The organism is Pseudomonas sp. GW821-FHT02C04, assembly GCF_059421845.1.
Map to the genome: position 1 here is coordinate 239,373 of NZ_JBWKVT010000008.1, position 14,369 is coordinate 253,741.

At 57.7% G+C, this 14,369-nt stretch carries 19 protein-coding genes; 12 read left to right on the forward strand and 7 right to left on the reverse strand.

Annotation, left to right across the window (positions count from 1 at the left end; all coding sequences use genetic code 11):
• Nucleotides 1-55: 55 nt before the first annotated feature.
• Nucleotides 56-250 (reverse strand): carbon storage regulator CsrA, encoded by a 195-nt coding sequence (gene csrA, locus AC07VV_RS25315; RefSeq protein WP_003179932.1) that lies wholly within the window; start codon nt 248-250, stop codon nt 56-58.
• 250 nt (nt 251-500) lie between these two features.
• Between csrA and AC07VV_RS25320 the strand changes: the two genes are divergently transcribed.
• On the forward strand, nt 501-869 hold the full coding sequence (locus AC07VV_RS25320; RefSeq protein ID WP_495037794.1) for an SPOR domain-containing protein: 369 nt from the start codon (nt 501-503) through the stop codon (nt 867-869).
• 87 nt (nt 870-956) lie between these two features.
• Nucleotides 957-1,868: a siderophore-interacting protein gene (locus AC07VV_RS25325; RefSeq protein WP_495037795.1), complete on the forward strand. Its 912-nt coding sequence runs from the start codon at nt 957-959 to the stop codon at nt 1,866-1,868.
• Nucleotides 1,869-1,922: 54 nt separating this feature from the next.
• Here the strand turns inward: AC07VV_RS25325 and AC07VV_RS25330 are convergent, their stop codons facing one another.
• The 3 genes from AC07VV_RS25330 to AC07VV_RS25340 form a co-directional block, all read right to left on the reverse strand.
• A complete protein-coding gene (locus AC07VV_RS25330) occupies nt 1,923-2,612 on the reverse strand; it encodes an endonuclease (protein ID WP_495037796.1) in 690 nt (229 codons plus the stop codon).
• Between the two features lie 4 nt (nt 2,613-2,616).
• Nucleotides 2,617-2,886: a DUF1654 domain-containing protein gene (locus tag AC07VV_RS25335; protein ID WP_166219800.1), complete on the reverse strand. Its 270-nt coding sequence runs from the start codon at nt 2,884-2,886 to the stop codon at nt 2,617-2,619.
• Between the two features lie 200 nt (nt 2,887-3,086).
• On the reverse strand, nt 3,087-4,175 hold the full coding sequence (locus tag AC07VV_RS25340; RefSeq protein WP_096821269.1) for an asparaginase: 1,089 nt from the start codon (nt 4,173-4,175) through the stop codon (nt 3,087-3,089).
• A gap of 348 nt (nt 4,176-4,523) precedes the next feature.
• Between AC07VV_RS25340 and AC07VV_RS25345 the strand changes: the two genes are divergently transcribed.
• The 8 genes from AC07VV_RS25345 (at nt 4,524) to AC07VV_RS25380 (ending at nt 12,156) form a co-directional block, all read left to right on the forward strand.
• Entirely contained in the window at nt 4,524-4,973 is a 450-nt protein-coding gene (locus AC07VV_RS25345) for a hypothetical protein (RefSeq protein WP_495037797.1), read from the forward strand.
• A gap of 202 nt (nt 4,974-5,175) precedes the next feature.
• Nucleotides 5,176-6,135, forward strand: coding sequence for a sugar ABC transporter substrate-binding protein (locus AC07VV_RS25350; RefSeq protein WP_495037798.1), 960 nt, complete (start codon nt 5,176-5,178; stop codon nt 6,133-6,135).
• A 55-nt stretch (nt 6,136-6,190) separates the two neighbouring features.
• The gene (locus tag AC07VV_RS25355) at nt 6,191-7,744 is read left to right on the forward strand and encodes a sugar ABC transporter ATP-binding protein (RefSeq protein WP_495037799.1); all 1,554 of its coding nucleotides are present in this window, start codon (nt 6,191-6,193) and stop codon (nt 7,742-7,744) included.
• The gene (locus tag AC07VV_RS25360; RefSeq protein WP_025111208.1) at nt 7,741-8,718 is read left to right on the forward strand and encodes an ABC transporter permease; all 978 of its coding nucleotides are present in this window, start codon (nt 7,741-7,743) and stop codon (nt 8,716-8,718) included. Before AC07VV_RS25355 ends, AC07VV_RS25360 begins: the two co-directional genes overlap by 4 nt.
• Before the next feature lie 3 nt (nt 8,719-8,721).
• Nucleotides 8,722-9,741 carry a LacI family DNA-binding transcriptional regulator gene (locus tag AC07VV_RS25365; RefSeq protein WP_495037800.1) on the forward strand — a complete coding sequence of 340 codons (1,020 nt, stop codon included), beginning with the start codon at nt 8,722-8,724 and terminating at the stop codon, nt 9,739-9,741.
• Between the two features lie 24 nt (nt 9,742-9,765).
• The gene (rbsK, locus tag AC07VV_RS25370; RefSeq protein ID WP_495037801.1) at nt 9,766-10,683 is read left to right on the forward strand and encodes a ribokinase; all 918 of its coding nucleotides are present in this window, start codon (nt 9,766-9,768) and stop codon (nt 10,681-10,683) included.
• On the forward strand, nt 10,680-11,084 hold the full coding sequence (gene rbsD / locus AC07VV_RS25375) for a D-ribose pyranase (RefSeq protein WP_495037802.1): 405 nt from the start codon (nt 10,680-10,682) through the stop codon (nt 11,082-11,084). Before rbsK ends, rbsD begins: the two co-directional genes overlap by 4 nt.
• Before the next feature lie 43 nt (nt 11,085-11,127).
• On the forward strand, nt 11,128-12,156 hold the full coding sequence (locus AC07VV_RS25380) for a nucleoside hydrolase (RefSeq protein WP_096821274.1): 1,029 nt from the start codon (nt 11,128-11,130) through the stop codon (nt 12,154-12,156).
• A 33-nt stretch (nt 12,157-12,189) separates the two neighbouring features.
• Here the strand turns inward: AC07VV_RS25380 and AC07VV_RS25385 are convergent, their stop codons facing one another.
• Complete coding sequence (locus AC07VV_RS25385) at nt 12,190-12,402, reverse strand: hypothetical protein (RefSeq protein ID WP_495037803.1); 213 nt, start codon at nt 12,400-12,402, stop codon at nt 12,190-12,192.
• Nucleotides 12,403-12,533: 131 nt separating this feature from the next.
• On the opposite strand from AC07VV_RS25385, the gene AC07VV_RS25390 reads away from it, so the two are divergent.
• Together AC07VV_RS25390 and AC07VV_RS25395 are read left to right on the forward strand one after the other, a co-directional pair.
• Nucleotides 12,534-12,839, forward strand: a complete 306-nt coding sequence (locus AC07VV_RS25390) for a hypothetical protein (protein ID WP_192560243.1) — start codon at nt 12,534-12,536, stop codon at nt 12,837-12,839.
• A gap of 166 nt (nt 12,840-13,005) precedes the next feature.
• On the forward strand, nt 13,006-13,323 hold the full coding sequence (locus tag AC07VV_RS25395; protein ID WP_096821276.1) for an I78 family peptidase inhibitor: 318 nt from the start codon (nt 13,006-13,008) through the stop codon (nt 13,321-13,323).
• Nucleotides 13,324-13,395: 72 nt separating this feature from the next.
• On the opposite strand, the gene AC07VV_RS25400 is transcribed toward AC07VV_RS25395, so the two are convergent.
• The gene (locus AC07VV_RS25400; RefSeq protein ID WP_003179963.1) at nt 13,396-13,608 is read right to left on the reverse strand and encodes a cold-shock protein; all 213 of its coding nucleotides are present in this window, start codon (nt 13,606-13,608) and stop codon (nt 13,396-13,398) included.
• 292 nt (nt 13,609-13,900) lie between these two features.
• Entirely contained in the window at nt 13,901-14,200 is a 300-nt protein-coding gene (locus AC07VV_RS25405) for a hypothetical protein (protein WP_096821277.1), read from the reverse strand.
• Nucleotides 14,201-14,369: the final 169 nt, after the last annotated feature.

The following is a 14,369-nucleotide window of genomic DNA, read 5'->3' on the forward strand; positions in this document are numbered from 1 at the left end:
CTTTAGCCAGTCATTACGCGAAGGTGAACGGACTGGCTACTGACTGCGGCAGGGCTCAGGGGGTTTGTGGCTTGTCCGGTGCGGTCAGGCCAGCCTGAATGCGCTGGTAGATCTCTTCGCGGTGTACGGCAACGTTCTTTGGCGCGTTGATGCCGATGCGAACCTGTTGGCCGCTTACGCCGAGGATGGTGATCGTAATGTCATCACCAATGTTTATGCTTTCACCGACTTTGCGGGTGAGTATCAGCATGGTCTTCTCCTTGATTGCTTTGTAGGGCACCTGATTCAGACAGTGCAGAGGTCGGTGGTACGTATAGATTAGTGCGAAGTCTCACGGTTTGGGTGCCTCTTTCTGACGCGCAGATGCGGCATTAATTCCCAGCGCGTAACTATACAGGTGCTGCATTCATCAATCTCGTTGTTTTGTGCCCATTTTGCGGGGCTCTGAAAGTATTCACGAATGTTAAGATCCCCCTTTCGAGAATTCAGAGGGAAGCGTTGTGCGCAAATTGGTCTGGGTAGTCGCGGCACTGGCATTGGCGGGATGTGGTGAAGGCAAGAGCGTGGATGCGCAAAAGCCAAAATCGGTAGCGGTGGCAGCGCCGGCAGCCGTGTCCGGGCCGCAGTGGGATCTGGAGGTGCGCGGTGAAACGCCTCAGGCTGTCAGTGATCTTAGCGGGTGGTTGATCGAGCATGCGTTTATCGCCAATGTCATCAAGGATGCCAGCGGAAAAACCCGGATCCTGCTGGGGCCATTCAATTCCAAAGCTGAAGCCGAAGCGAAACAGGCTGATGTGAATGCGGCGCTGATCAAGGCGAAAAAGCAGAACATCGAGACGCTGGTGATCGAACGTACCGCAGCGCAGTAAGCATTCCTTTCAGCGGAGCTGACTAAAGGGTGTCCGGTGTGATTCGTTTTTACAGGAGTCACCGAAGATTCTCAGAAGGAGCTCCGCATGGCCTCCGCCAACCCCTACAAGTTGTTCGACGTCGTTTTACGTCACAAGCGTCAGCTGAGCCCGCATCTCATGCGGATTACGCTCGCCAGCCCGGCTGTTGCCGAGATGGCAACCTGGGCGCCTGATCAGCGCGTCAAACTGTTTTTCCCGGCTGCGGACGGTTCGCCAGCCCGGCTCTCTCAGGGTGAGGGTTGGTACGCTCGTTTCCGCTCAATGCACGCGGATCGGCGCCCGGCGATGCGCACCTATACCATTCGTCATTTGCGTGCCGATCAGGGCGAAGTCGACATCGACTTTGTACTGCATGGCGAAACCGGGCCGGCTTCTCGCTGGGCTCTTCGGGCGCAGCCGGGCGAATCGATGCAAATTCTGGCGCCCGATAGCCGGTTCTCGGCCGAGGAAGCGGGTGGCTTTGAATGGAAGCCTCCGCAAACCCTTCAGCAGCTATTGCTGGTCGCCGACTCAACGGCATTGCCCGCCGCGATGGGGATTCTCGAGGAGCTGGCAGAGCTTGCACAACCACCCCAGACTCAAGTGTTCTTCGAGGTCGACAGTGCCCAGGATATGCTTGCAGTCCCGGACTGGCCTGGCCTTTCGGTGCAGTGGTTGATCCGAGAGCAGGCGGGAGCGACGATTGCCGGGACACTGATGGTGGAGGCGGTGCGAAAGGCGGCGCTACCTGTCGACGCATCGATGGTCAATCAGGCTATAGAGCTGGCTGACGTCGATATCGATCAGGAGATTCTCTGGGAAATCGCTGAAACAGCCTCTGACGGTTTCTATGGCTGGGTCGCCGGTGAGTCCGCTGCGGTCATGAATTTGCGCAGATACCTGATCAAGGAGCGCGGCATTCCTCGCGAATCACTCAATCTGATGGGCTACTGGCGTTACAACAAGCCCGGCAGCTAACCACAAAAAAGGCCTCGAGCTTGAAGCGCGAGGCCTTTTCTTTTGCGCGAACGATCAGCCGCAGGCTTTCATGTTCACCGGCCCGACAAACTCGTTGCCCCGACCCATCACGCACGCCACGCTCTGATTGCGCTGGCGCTCCCAGTCTTGCACCGGGTACGTCTTGTCCCACGCTTCATACAATTGGCGATCCTGCTTCGACAGGCGCAAGCCGTATTGCTTGCTCATGTAGAAATAGGTGCGGGCGATCATGCCGCGAATCGAAGGGCGGGGCATGACCTTCTTCGCCTTGAAGTCGACCTGGGTCAGGCAGGAGCCATACTGACCCTTTTCGACCGGTAGCCAACCGTAACTGAAGTTGCTGCGATCACCATTGACCTCGCCAATGCTGGGAACCAGGTTGTGCAGGTCGGCTTCGGCTTTCTGGTAGCTCGGGTCATAGCGCGTGCAATTCTTGCGTCCGCCTTCCTGCCAGCACTGGCGCTGATGGCCGAACTCCCAGGCCGGGACAATGTGTTCCCACTCAATGCGGGAGGCGCGCTTGGCATTTTTACGCGGTACATAACCGCAAGCCGCCAGGTCGACCTTGTTGCCCGTGTATTTGCACCCGCAATAAAACTCGGTGGATTGTGGGGCGTACAGCTTCCACGCGACCTTCTTGGCCTCGGTGAAGGTGCGGGGCGCGCCAGCGTGGGCGCCTAGAGAAATGAACAGTAAAAGCAAAGCAAAAAAACGGACAATCATTGAGTCAATCTTCCTTCGGTACAACCCAGAAAATCTGCACGCCGCCATCGTCTCGATAGGCGAGGGTGACGTTGTCGTTCTCGTCGATCTCTTCCAGCAGGCGCTCCCACTCATCCATCGGTTCATCCGGTAGACGGAAGATCAGAGCGGCTTTGGCTTTTTGTGCGGTGGGGGAGTTGATGATCTTTTGAACACGCATGCCCATGCGTTCGTAAGCATCGGGAGCATCAGGGGAAGTGGCCACGAGGTTATCCTTATTAAGCTGTACGTGCATACAGTATTTAACTGTAGTCATTTTCGCAACTGCTTAAAAATCAAGAAAATCCTCTGACAGCGGTTTTCCGGTTTTGATGTGGCTCATCCGAAATATTTGTGCAGGAAAGGTGTGAGGGCGGTGTAGGTAATTGCACCACCCACCAGAGCGGCGAGTGGTGAGAGAAGTGCCCGGTCAGGATGAGACCGGGCGAGGGCGAATCAGTACTCCCAGAACATCCGTTGCAGCTCTTTGCTGTCGTTGGTTTTGGTCAGGGCGACCATCGCCAGGATGCGGGCCTTCTGTGGGTTCAGGTCATGAGCCACGACCCAGTCGTACTTGTCGTCCGGCTGTTCGGCGTTACGCAGAACGAAGCCGCCGGCATTGACGTGGGAAGAGCGAATGATCTGAACGCCATCCTTGCGCAGAGCCTGCAGGGCCGGGACGACGCGAGAAGACACCGAGCCGTTGCCCGTACCAGCGTGGATGATGGCTTTGGCGCCGGATTGAGCCAGGGCTTTATAAGCGGTGTCGCCGACATTGCCGTAGGAATAGGCGATTTCTACGTCAGGAAGGCTCTTGATGTTCTTGATATCAAATTCCGAATCCATGGTGTGGCGCTTGGCTGGCAAGCGGAACCAGTAGGACTTGCCTTCGACCACCATGCCCAGCGGGCCCCATGCGCTCTTGAACGCTTCGGTCTTGATGTTGATCATTTTGCTGACATCGCGGCCGGACTGGATTTCATCATTCATGGTCACCAGTACGCCCTTGCCGTGGGCTTCTTTGCTGCTGGCGACGGCGACTGCGTTGTACAGGTTGAGCATCCCGTCCGCCGACATGGCGGTGCCTGGGCGCATGGAGCCGACAACGATGATCGGCTTGTCGGTTTTCTCCACCAGGTTCAGGAAGTAGGCGGTTTCTTCCAGGGTGTCGGTGCCGTGGGTGATGACAATGCCATCGACGTCTTTGCTGTCGGCCAGTTCGGATACGCGGCGACCCAGTTGCAGCAGGTTTTCGTTGGTGATGCTTTCCGACGCGATCTGCATGACTTGCTCGCCACGCACATTCGCCAGTTTGCTCAGCTCAGGGATGCCGGCGATCAATTGTTCGATACCGACCTTGGCGGCCTGATAGGTAGCGCTGTTGGCCGCACTGGCGCCAGCGCCGGCAATGGTGCCGCCTGTGGCAAGGACCACCACGTTGGCCAGTTTGGTCTGGGTTTCGACTTCTTTTGCCTGAAGGGCGGAGGGCAGGAGCAGCAACAGGGCCAAAGCGCCCGGAACCAATGTGTTGAAAGCAGATTTCATTATTTTTCTCTCTAGTAGTGAGACGGTGCTGGTGCAGGTTCATCTAGATGCGCCCCGGGCCGATCTGAATGCCAGGGGTGCAGGGAGGGAGCAGGATCTGTACCAGCCGTACTTTGCTTTAGAGAAATGTTTAACTTGATGATTTATATCAATAATTTATGAATTGAGGAGTTCCTGGCTGAATCGATTATCCGGTATTCCGAACATTGAAGGCTTTCGTGTTCGGCTCTCCGAAAAGGACTACGTCTTTTGCAGAACAAGTGCGGTTGCCGGATTGGGATTCTCTGCTAAAGAAAGCTTCCTGCAGGCCGATGGGTGTTAAAGGAAACTGGAATTGAGGGAGTTCACATGTCACTGACGATCGGTTTTTCAAACCCCGGTGCCGTCACCATCGGCGGCAAAACCGCAGCAACGATCAATACGATGAGTGAAGCGCAAGCGGATGCTTCAACCGAGGCGCTGGGCGCAGAAAAACCAGAGAACAATCAGGTCAAGACTGGCGGTCCCGCACAAGAAGACAGCAAGGCTGAAGGGGATGGCGATAACCTGAGCCTCACCGTCAAGATGCTGCTGAAGCGTATGCAGGAATTACAGAAGCAATTGCAAGAGCAGCAACAGCGACTGGCCGCGGCACAAGCTGCGAGCTATCCGACTCCGGAAGCGAAGTCGCAGGCGGTCATGGCCGTTCAGGGGCAGATCGCTCAAACAAGCGGTGCGCTGTTGGAAGTCTCCGCTGCTCTGGTCAAGGAAATGTCCAAGGGTTCGTCTGGCGGCAATCTGGTCAACACCACGGCTTGAGCATTCAAGGGGCGAATATGCAGATTCGCCCTACAATCAAAACCGATTTCTGATTGTTGACAAATGTCGGCAGGGTTCGCATAGTTCGGTCTACGCAAACGTTTGCGCGGCCTTCGCGATGAGTCGAACTCGACGTGGAATGCAGCGAAGCTTACGCCAGCGCAAGCGTTGCTCACAATAATCATAAGATCGGAGTGAACCCATGAAGCTGCCATTCGCTGGACGTCTTCTCGCTGTCGCCATGTTGGCTGCCGCATCCGCCGCACTACCTGTCTCTTCGGCTTTCGCCGAGTCCCCGGAAAAACCCAAGGTCGCACTGGTCATGAAGTCCCTGGCCAACGAATTCTTCCTTACCATGGAAGACGGCGCCAAGGCTTACCAGAAAGAACACTCCGCCGATTTCGACCTGATCTCCAACGGCATCAAGGACGAAACTGACACGGCAGGCCAGACCCGCATCGTCGAGCAGATGATTCTGGCGAAGGTCAATGCACTGGTCATCGCACCTTCTGACTCCAAGGCTATGGTGCCGGTGATCAAGAAAGCCGTCGATGCCGGTATCACCGTGATCAACATCGACAACCAGCTCGATCCGGCTGTCGTCAAAAGCAAAAATATCTCCGTACCGTTCGTAGGCCCGGATAACCGCAAGGGCGCACGCCTGGTGGGCGAGTACCTGGCCAAACAGCTGAAGGCCGGTGACGAAGTCGGCATCATCGAAGGCGTTTCCACAACGACCAACGCCCAGCAGCGTACCGCTGGCTTCAAGGATGCGATGGAAGCCGCGCAGATCAAGGTTGTTTCCCTGCAGTCCGGCGATTGGGAAATCGACAAGGGCAACAAGGTGGCCGCGTCGATTCTCAGCGAGTACCCGGACGTCAAGGCACTGTTGGCCGGTAACGACAGCATGGCCGTCGGCGCTGTGTCCGCTGTGCGTGCTGCCGGCAAGGCCGGGCAGGTGCAGGTCGTAGGTTACGACAACATCAACGCCATCAAGCCGATGCTGCAGGATGGCCGCGTACTCGCAACCGCTGACCAGTTCGCCGCCAAACAGGCCGTGTTCGGCATCGAGACCGCGCTGAAAATCATCAAGGGCGAGAAAGTCGACAGTGGCGCCAACGGCGTCATCGAAACCCCGGTCGAGCTGGTCACCAAGAAGTAGTCCTTCGGCGACACAATGGCGCTCGTCCGTCCGGGCGAGCGCATGGAGAGTTTTTATGTCAGTTTCCGCCCCGAACGCTGTCCTCTCGGTCAGCGGTATCGGTAAGACCTATGCGCAGCCGGTGCTCACCGGCATCGACTTGACGCTGATGCGCGGTGAAGTGCTGGCGCTGACCGGCGAGAACGGTGCCGGTAAAAGTACCCTGTCGAAGATCATTGGTGGCCTGGTAACCCCGACCACCGGGCAGATGCAGTTCCAGGGCAAGGAGTATCGCCCCGGCAGTCGTACACAGGCTGAAGAGCTTGGTGTGCGCATGGTCATGCAAGAGCTCAATCTGCTGCCAACCCTATCGGTAGCGGAAAACCTGTTTCTCGACAACCTGCCGAGCAACGGTGGCTGGATCAGCCGCAAGCAACTGCGCAAAGCTGCAATCGAAGCAATGGCGCAGGTCGGCCTGGATGCCATCGACCCGGACACGCTGGTCGGTGAGCTGGGCATCGGTCACCAGCAAATGGTCGAGATTGCGCGCAACCTCATCGGTGATTGCCATGTGCTGATCCTCGACGAGCCGACCGCGATGCTCACCGCTCGCGAAGTCGAAATGCTCTTCGAGCAGATCACCCGGCTGCAGGCACGCGGCGTTGCGATCATCTATATCTCCCACCGTCTTGAAGAGCTGGCCCGAGTCGCACAGCGCATTGCCGTGTTGCGTGACGGCAATCTTGTTTGCGTCGAGCCGATGGCTAATTACAACAGCGAACAACTGGTCACCCTGATGGTCGGTCGCGAGTTGGGCGAACACATGGACATGGGGCCGCGCAATATCGGTGCCCCTGCATTGACGGTCAAAGGCCTCACTCGCTCCGACAAGGTGCGCGATGTGTCCTTCGAAGTGCGTGCCGGTGAGATTTTTGGCATTTCCGGATTGATCGGGGCAGGGCGCACGGAGCTGTTGCGCCTGATCTTCGGCGCCGATCTTGCCGACAGCGGCAGCGTTGCTCTCGGTTCGCCGGCGCAGGTGGTGAGTATCCGCTCGCCGGTCGACGCGGTGCGTAACGGCATTGCCCTGATCACTGAAGACCGAAAGGGTGAAGGCCTGCTGCTGAGCCAGTCGATCAGCGCCAACATTGCTCTGGGCAATATGCCGGAAATTTCCAGCGGTGGTTTCGTCAACAATGATGACGAAATCTCTCTGGCCAAACGGCAGATCGACGCCATGCGCATCCGCAGTTCGAGCCCGACTCAACTCGTATCCGAATTGTCCGGCGGCAACCAGCAGAAAGTGGTGATCGGACGCTGGCTGGAGCGCGACTGCTCGGTGTTGCTGTTCGATGAGCCAACCCGCGGCATCGACGTTGGCGCAAAGTTCGACATTTATAACCTGCTCGGCAAGCTGACCCGGCAGGGCAAGGCGTTGGTGGTGGTCTCCAGCGACCTGCGCGAGTTGATGCTGATTTGCGACCGCATCGGGGTGCTGTCGGCGGGGCGTCTGATCGACACGTTCGAGCGTGACAGCTGGACCCAGGATGACTTGCTTGCCGCCGCGTTCGCCGGCTACCAAAAACGTGATGCGTTGCTCAACGAAGCCGCGCCTAGGGATCTCCCATGAAAACTGCATCTTCTGCCGGTAAACGTAGTGGCAACTTCTACGGCCTGGGTACTTACCTGGGCCTGGCCGGTGCCTTGCTGGCGATGGTTGCGCTGTTCTCGGTCATGAGCAGCCACTTCCTGTCGTACAACACCTTCAGCACCCTGGCCAACCAGATCCCCGACCTGATGGTGTTGGCGGTGGGCATGACCTTCGTGCTGATTATCGGCGGGATTGACCTGTCGGTGGGTTCAGTGCTGGCGCTTGCGGCATCGACCGTCAGCGTGGCGATCCTGGGCTGGGGCTGGAGCGTCCTGCCGGCTGCGCTGCTTGGCATGGCAGTAGCGGCACTGGCCGGCACGGTGACTGGCTCGATCACGGTTGCCTGGCGAATTCCATCGTTTATCGTTTCGCTCGGTGTGCTGGAGATGGCCCGGGGTCTGGCGTATCAGATGACCGGTTCGCGTACCGCTTACATCGGTGATTCATTCGCCTGGCTGTCGAACCCGATCGCCTTTGGTATTTCGCCGTCGTTCATCATCGCCTTGCTGGTGATCTTCATTGCTCAGGCGGTGTTGACCCGAACCGTGTTCGGTCGCTACCTGATCGGTATCGGTACCAATGAGGAAGCGGTGCGGTTGGCGGGCATCAACCCCAAGCCCTACAAGATTCTGGTGTTCAGTCTGATGGGCCTGCTGGCCGGCATCGCGGCGCTGTTCCAGATTTCCCGACTGGAAGCTGCCGACCCGAACGCCGGTTCCGGCCTTGAGCTGCAAGTCATCGCTGCTGTGGTGATCGGCGGTACCAGCCTGATGGGCGGCCGTGGTTCGGTCATCAGTACGTTCTTCGGCGTCTTGATCATCTCCGTGCTGGCGGCCGGTCTGGCGCAGATCGGCGCAACCGAGCCGACCAAGCGCATCATCACCGGCGCAGTGATCGTCATCGCGGTAGTGCTCGATACGTATCGTAGCCAACGCGCAAGCCGGCGGGGCTGAGACATGGCAACGATCAAGGATGTGGCGGCGCTTGCAGGGATTTCCTACACGACCGTCTCCCATGTTGTGAACAACACCCGGCCGGTGAGTCAGGAGGTGCGGCTGAAAGTCGAGGCGGCGATCAAGAGCCTCGACTATGTACCGAGCGCCGTCGCCCGATCGCTGAAGGCCAAGACGACTGCCACCATTGGCTTGCTCGTGCCCAACAGCCTCAACCCGTACTTTGCCGAACTGGCACGCGGGATCGAGGATTACTGTGAGCGTAATGGCTACTGCGTGATTCTCTGCAACTCCGACGACAATCCGGAAAAACAGCGCAGCTATCTGCGGGTGTTGCTGGAGAAGCGTATCGATGGCTTGATCGTCGCCTCAGCTGGCGGTGACAGTGGCCTGGTGCAGGGGCTGGCCGGGGTCAAGACGCCGATGGTGATCGTTGACCGGGGCCTGGAAGGGGTGGACGCCGATCTCGTGCGCATCGACCATGAATATGGCGCCTATCTGGCAACAAGGCACCTGATCGAGCTTGGGCATCGTGATATCGCCACCATTGGCGGTCCGGCGAGCACCAGTGTTGCGCAAATGCGTCAGGCCGGATTTTGCCGCGCCTTGAAAGAGGCGGGTATTGACGTGCCGCCATCGCGGATGCTGGAAAGCGATTTCACCAGCACGGGCGGCTATAACGCAGCTGCGGCTCTGCTTGAGCATAATCCTCCCAGTGCAATCTTTGCCGGCAACGACATGATCGGCATTGGCGTGCTGCGGGCGGCTGCCGAGCGCAATGTGCGCGTTCCTGCGGAGTTGTCGGTGATCGGCTTCGACGATATCCAGATGAGCCGTTACGTGTATCCGGCGCTGACCACTGTGGGGCAGTCGATCCTGCAACTGGGTGAAATGGCGGCGGAAGTGTTGTTGCGAAGAATTGCCACCCCGGATCTGGCCACTGATCAGCGGATCGTGACCCCGAGTATTGTCTTGCGAGAGTCGACTGCGCCGCTGGCAGGCGTGTTTACCGAATATCGCTGAAACCGAATTGATGAGTAGTGATGTATGCCCGCAAATGTAGTGGTAATAGGCAGCCTGAACATGGACCTGGTCACCCGGGCGCCTCGTTTGCCCCGGGGTGGTGAGACACTGATTGGTCATTCGTTCGCCACGGTGTCGGGTGGCAAGGGTGCCAACCAGGCGGTGGCCGCTGCCCGGTTGGGCGCGCAGGTGTCGATGATCGGTTGTGTCGGCAATGATGACTATGGCGTGCAATTGCGCGAGGCATTGCTGGTCGAGCAGATCGATTGTCAGGCGGTCAGCGTGGTCGAGGACTCCAGTGGCGTAGCGCTGATTGTGGTCGATGACAACAGTCAGAATGCGATCGTCATCGTCGCCGGGGCCAACGGCTCGATGACGCCAGCGGTGATCGACCAGTTCGACGCGGTGCTGCAGGCGGCGGATGTGATCATTTGTCAGCTGGAAATTCCCGATGCTACCGTCGGTCATACGCTCAAGCGCGGCCGTGAACTGGGCAAGACAGTCATCCTGAACCCGGCCCCGGCCAGCCGCCCGTTACCTGCAGACTGGTTTGCCTCCATCGACTACCTGATTCCCAATGAAAGCGAGGCTGCCGCTCTCAGCGGTTTGCCGGTGGACTCCCTGGAAAGCGCTGAAAAAGCGGCTGCCCAGCTGATTTCCATGGGGGCAGGCAACGTGATCGTCACGCTGGGTGCTCAGGGGGCATTGTTCGCCAACGGCTCGGGTAACCAGCATTTTCCTGCACCCAAAGTGAAGGCGGTCGATACCACGGCTGCCGGGGATACCTTCGTCGGCGGTTTCGCGGCAGCGCTGGCCGCTGGCAAAACCGAAGCCGAGGCCATTCGTTTTGGTCAGATAGCTGCGGCGCTGTCGGTTACTCGAGCGGGTGCCCAGCCGTCCATTCCTACTTCATCCGACGTACAGGCGTTCAAACCCGCATGAAAAAGACTCCTTTGCTCAATATCGCGCTGTCTCGACTTATCGCCTCCCTTGGTCATGGCGACATGGTCGTGATCGGCGACGCCGGCTTGCCTGTGCCGCCGGGCGTCGAGTTGATCGACCTCGCGCTGACCCACGGTGTTCCGGATTTCGTCAGCACCTTGAAGGTCGTGCTCAGCGAAATGCAGGTGGAGAGTCATGTGCTCGCCCAGGAAATCTTCGACAAACAACCCACTGCGCTGGCTTCGCTGGACGCATTGAATGAAGAAGGTGCAATCGGGCGACGCGATCTGCTCAGTCATGAGCAATTCAAGGTTCTCAGCCGACAGGCGCGAGCGATTGTTCGTACAGGCGAATGTCAGCCGTACTGCAACATCGTGCTGGTGGCCGGGGTTACGTTTTAACGGGTTCAGTCCCTTTCAATTTCAAATGCACAAGGAATGCGCCATGCACCGCTATGCTCAAAAAATGCACCAACTGATCCGGAGTCTTCTGCTTTTGTCCGTGATAACCGCGACCGGCGCCCAGGCGGCGGAAAAGATCGATCTGATCATCGACACCGATCCGGGTGCCGATGATGTGGTGGCCCTGTTGTTTGCTCTGGCATCGCCGGAGGAGCTGAATATTCGCGCGCTGACCACCGTGGCTGGCAACGTGCGTCTCGACAAGACCTCTCGCAATGCGCGACTGGCCCGTGAGTGGGCAGGGCGCGAAGAGGTGCCGGTCTACGCCGGCGCACCGAAACCGTTGATGCGTACGCCGATCTACGCCGAGAACATCCATGGCAAGGAAGGCCTGTCGGGTGTCACAGTGCACGAACCGAAAAAAGGCCTGGCTGAAGGCAATGCGGTCAACTACCTGATCGACACCCTGAAAAAAGCCAAGCCGCACAGCATCACCATTGCCATGCTTGGGCCACAAACCAACCTGGCGCTGGCGCTGATCCAGGAGCCGGAGATCGTTCAGGGCATCAAGGAAGTGGTCATCATGGGCGGCGCCCATTTCAACGGCGGCAACATCACGCCAGTGGCCGAGTTCAACCTGTATGCCGATCCGCAGGCGGCTGAAGTTGTGCTCAAAAGCGGCGTGAAACTGACTTACCTGCCGCTGGATGTGACCCACAAGATCCTCACCAGCGATGCGCGCCTGAAACAGATCGCGGCGCTGAACAACAATGCGAGCAAGATTGTCGGCGATATCCTCAACGAGTACATCAAGGGTGATATGGAGCACTACGGTATCCCGGGTGGCCCGGTGCATGACGCTACGGTCGTGGCTTACCTGCTCAAACCGGAACTGTTCACCGGCCGTTCGGTGAACGTGGTGGTCGACAGCCGTGAAGGTCCGACCTTCGGTCAGACCATCGTCGACTGGTATGACGGCCTGAAAGCGCCAAAAAATGCCTTCTGGGTGGAAAATGGTGATGCTCAGGGCTTCTTCGATCTGTTGACCGAACGCCTGAAACGTCTGAAGTAAGCGACAGGCCCGCAGGTGCCAGCCTGCGGGCCTTTATTCTTTCTCGATGTCCGATGTGCCTTTGAAGTCATTCGGATACTTCTCGAACAGCTGTGCGATAAATGATTGCGCGGCTTGCGTTCCCAGTGTCTTGACCAGCAGGTCGATGCTGATCAATGCCAATTCCTCCGGGCTGCCCGGACTGTAAGAGCTATGGCCTTGTGGCCAGTGGGCCTTGATGTCGGCTGAGATGCTTACGGTCGTCATGATGGGGCTCGAAAGGTCACGGGATTGGAGTCTTGAGTTAACCACTTTGTCCGGCCTTTGGCACTGCGACTTAGGCATGAACGCAGGGCTATGCGACACTTGGTCGTCTCCGAAAAACCAAGGACTGAGCTGTGCAGATCGATTTGAATTCCCCCGGCGGCCTGACGCTGGACGCTGTGCGTCTGATGCTGGCCTCTGCCAGTGATGATGAGCACACCCAATTGCGTGTGACCAAGGGCGGCATTGCGTATATCTCTTCGGGCGTCACGGGTGGTCAGGATATCGATGGCTTGTCGTTTCGTCTGGAAACCTGGGCCAAGGGTTCGGGCTATGTGGGCAACGTTGCGGCGAGCGACGAGGTCTGGGTGATGCAGATATTCAACGCGCTCAAGGACAACTGGCCGAACCCACCCTATGACTACATTGATGTTTACTGAGCGCCGTTCATATTCAGTGACGATTGTGTGATGAAGTATCAGGCGTAGCTCAGGCAAACTCGCCGTTTTTCTGATCGTGGGGCAGGGGAGTGGCGCAAGTCATGAAACCAAACGCTGTATCGGCGGTCGCACGATGTTCGCTCAACTATTGAAAAAAGGAGGCTTCATGCCTTGGAAGCTCGCGTCACTGGGTACTCTGATGGCGGTTGCCATGCTGGCTGGCTGCAACACAACCTCCAGTGAGTCGCAGAAAGATCCCGTGGCGGCCGAAACCGGTCACAGTCGTTGCGAGGCAACAGCTGCAGAGTTCACCGTCGGCAAAAAGGCTTCGCCGGAATTGCTGGAGCAGGCGCGCAAAAAGGCCGGCGCGCAGAATGCCCGGTTCCTCAAGCCTGACGACATGATCACCCTGGAATACCGTTCTGATCGGCTGAACCTCAATACCGACAGCAATCTGGTGGTCACCCGGGCCAGCTGCGGCTGAGTCGCACAGGCTTTAGTAACGCCCATAAAAAACCCCGTCACATGGACGGGGTTTTTTTAGTGCGCCGAGAAATTACTCTGGGCGAACTTGTGCAGCTTGCATACCCTTTTGGCCTTTCTCAGCCACGAAGGAAACGGTCTGGCCTTCTTTCAGGCTTTTGAAACCGTCGGATTCGATAGCTTTGAAGTGTACGAACAGGTCGTCACCGCCACCTTGAGGAGTGATGAAGCCGAAGCCTTTTTCATCGTTGAACCATTTAACGGTGCCGGTTTGGCGATTAGACATGGTGTATCTCCAAGAAACATATATTTTCAGTAGTACTGTGCTGCTCAGGCCAACTGGGCACACCGGAGTATCATAGTCGAAATGTTCGCTTTGGTAGCCCCCCGGACGTGCTGTTTGCTTTCATATTGCGGATGTTTCGACATTCTGAATGGCTACAACCCCCGGTTTCAGCGGCTTTCAGCCGAAACGAAGGGGTGTAAAAAAAGCTATAAAACCTGCGTAAAATATCGGATTCAGGGTCGTTTTGACCGATTCCGGCCTGCAGAACGCCCGCAAATCCCTTCGCCACAGATTATTTCTGCACTCGGCAAACCGAGATTTCTTTCAGTGCGCGCTGGCCCAGCTCGCCGCTTGGCGGGGTGTTCTTGTCCATCAGTTGAGCGATTTCCTGAGAGGTGAATTTCTTCTCCAGGACGTCGGCACCGCAGGTGCAGTGCTGCTTGGCCACGGTCGGGTTGACGCTTTGGCTGGCGGCTTTGGTGCAGTCATTCATGTATTGCTCTTTCACGCCCGCAGGCCAGGCAGCCTGAGCGCTCAGTGGCAGCAGCATTGCCAGGGGAGCCGCGAAGGCGAAAAGTCGGATAAGGCGCATGTCTGAAACTCCTTGGTTTGAGTAATTCGGGGTAATTCTCAGCCCATTTGAGGTTAGCCGTACATCTCAAGTTCACCGCGCACCGTTAAAATGAGCAATCGGGGGCTGGCTCAATTCGTTCGCCTCTGTGACCGTTCATCTGTGCTAGGATGCCCGACTCGGGCGTTCG

What these genes read in the sequence shown, in the direction of transcription:
- csrA (WP_003179932.1), bottom strand. Translation starts at nt 250, where the DNA reads ATGCTGATACTCACCCGCAAAGTCGGTGAAAGCATAAACATTGGTGAT.
- AC07VV_RS25325 (WP_495037795.1), top strand. Translation starts at nt 957, where the DNA reads ATGGCCTCCGCCAACCCCTACAAGTTGTTCGACGTCGTTTTACGTCAC.
- AC07VV_RS25330 (WP_495037796.1), bottom strand. Translation starts at nt 2,612, where the DNA reads ATGATTGTCCGTTTTTTTGCTTTGCTTTTACTGTTCATTTCTCTAGGC.
- AC07VV_RS25335 (WP_166219800.1), bottom strand. Translation starts at nt 2,886, where the DNA reads ATGCACGTACAGCTTAATAAGGATAACCTCGTGGCCACTTCCCCTGAT.
- AC07VV_RS25340 (WP_096821269.1), bottom strand. Translation starts at nt 4,175, where the DNA reads ATGAAATCTGCTTTCAACACATTGGTTCCGGGCGCTTTGGCCCTGTTG.
- AC07VV_RS25345 (WP_495037797.1), top strand. Translation starts at nt 4,524, where the DNA reads ATGTCACTGACGATCGGTTTTTCAAACCCCGGTGCCGTCACCATCGGC.
- AC07VV_RS25350 (WP_495037798.1), top strand. Translation starts at nt 5,176, where the DNA reads ATGAAGCTGCCATTCGCTGGACGTCTTCTCGCTGTCGCCATGTTGGCT.
- AC07VV_RS25355 (WP_495037799.1), top strand. Translation starts at nt 6,191, where the DNA reads ATGTCAGTTTCCGCCCCGAACGCTGTCCTCTCGGTCAGCGGTATCGGT.
- AC07VV_RS25360 (WP_025111208.1), top strand. Translation starts at nt 7,741, where the DNA reads ATGAAAACTGCATCTTCTGCCGGTAAACGTAGTGGCAACTTCTACGGC.
- AC07VV_RS25365 (WP_495037800.1), top strand. Translation starts at nt 8,722, where the DNA reads ATGGCAACGATCAAGGATGTGGCGGCGCTTGCAGGGATTTCCTACACG.
- rbsK (WP_495037801.1), top strand. Translation starts at nt 9,766, where the DNA reads ATGCCCGCAAATGTAGTGGTAATAGGCAGCCTGAACATGGACCTGGTC.
- rbsD (WP_495037802.1), top strand. Translation starts at nt 10,680, where the DNA reads ATGAAAAAGACTCCTTTGCTCAATATCGCGCTGTCTCGACTTATCGCC.
- AC07VV_RS25380 (WP_096821274.1), top strand. Translation starts at nt 11,128, where the DNA reads ATGCACCGCTATGCTCAAAAAATGCACCAACTGATCCGGAGTCTTCTG.
- AC07VV_RS25385 (WP_495037803.1), bottom strand. Translation starts at nt 12,402, where the DNA reads ATGACGACCGTAAGCATCTCAGCCGACATCAAGGCCCACTGGCCACAA.
- AC07VV_RS25395 (WP_096821276.1), top strand. Translation starts at nt 13,006, where the DNA reads ATGCCTTGGAAGCTCGCGTCACTGGGTACTCTGATGGCGGTTGCCATG.
- AC07VV_RS25400 (WP_003179963.1), bottom strand. Translation starts at nt 13,608, where the DNA reads ATGTCTAATCGCCAAACCGGCACCGTTAAATGGTTCAACGATGAAAAA.
- AC07VV_RS25405 (WP_096821277.1), bottom strand. Translation starts at nt 14,200, where the DNA reads ATGCGCCTTATCCGACTTTTCGCCTTCGCGGCTCCCCTGGCAATGCTG.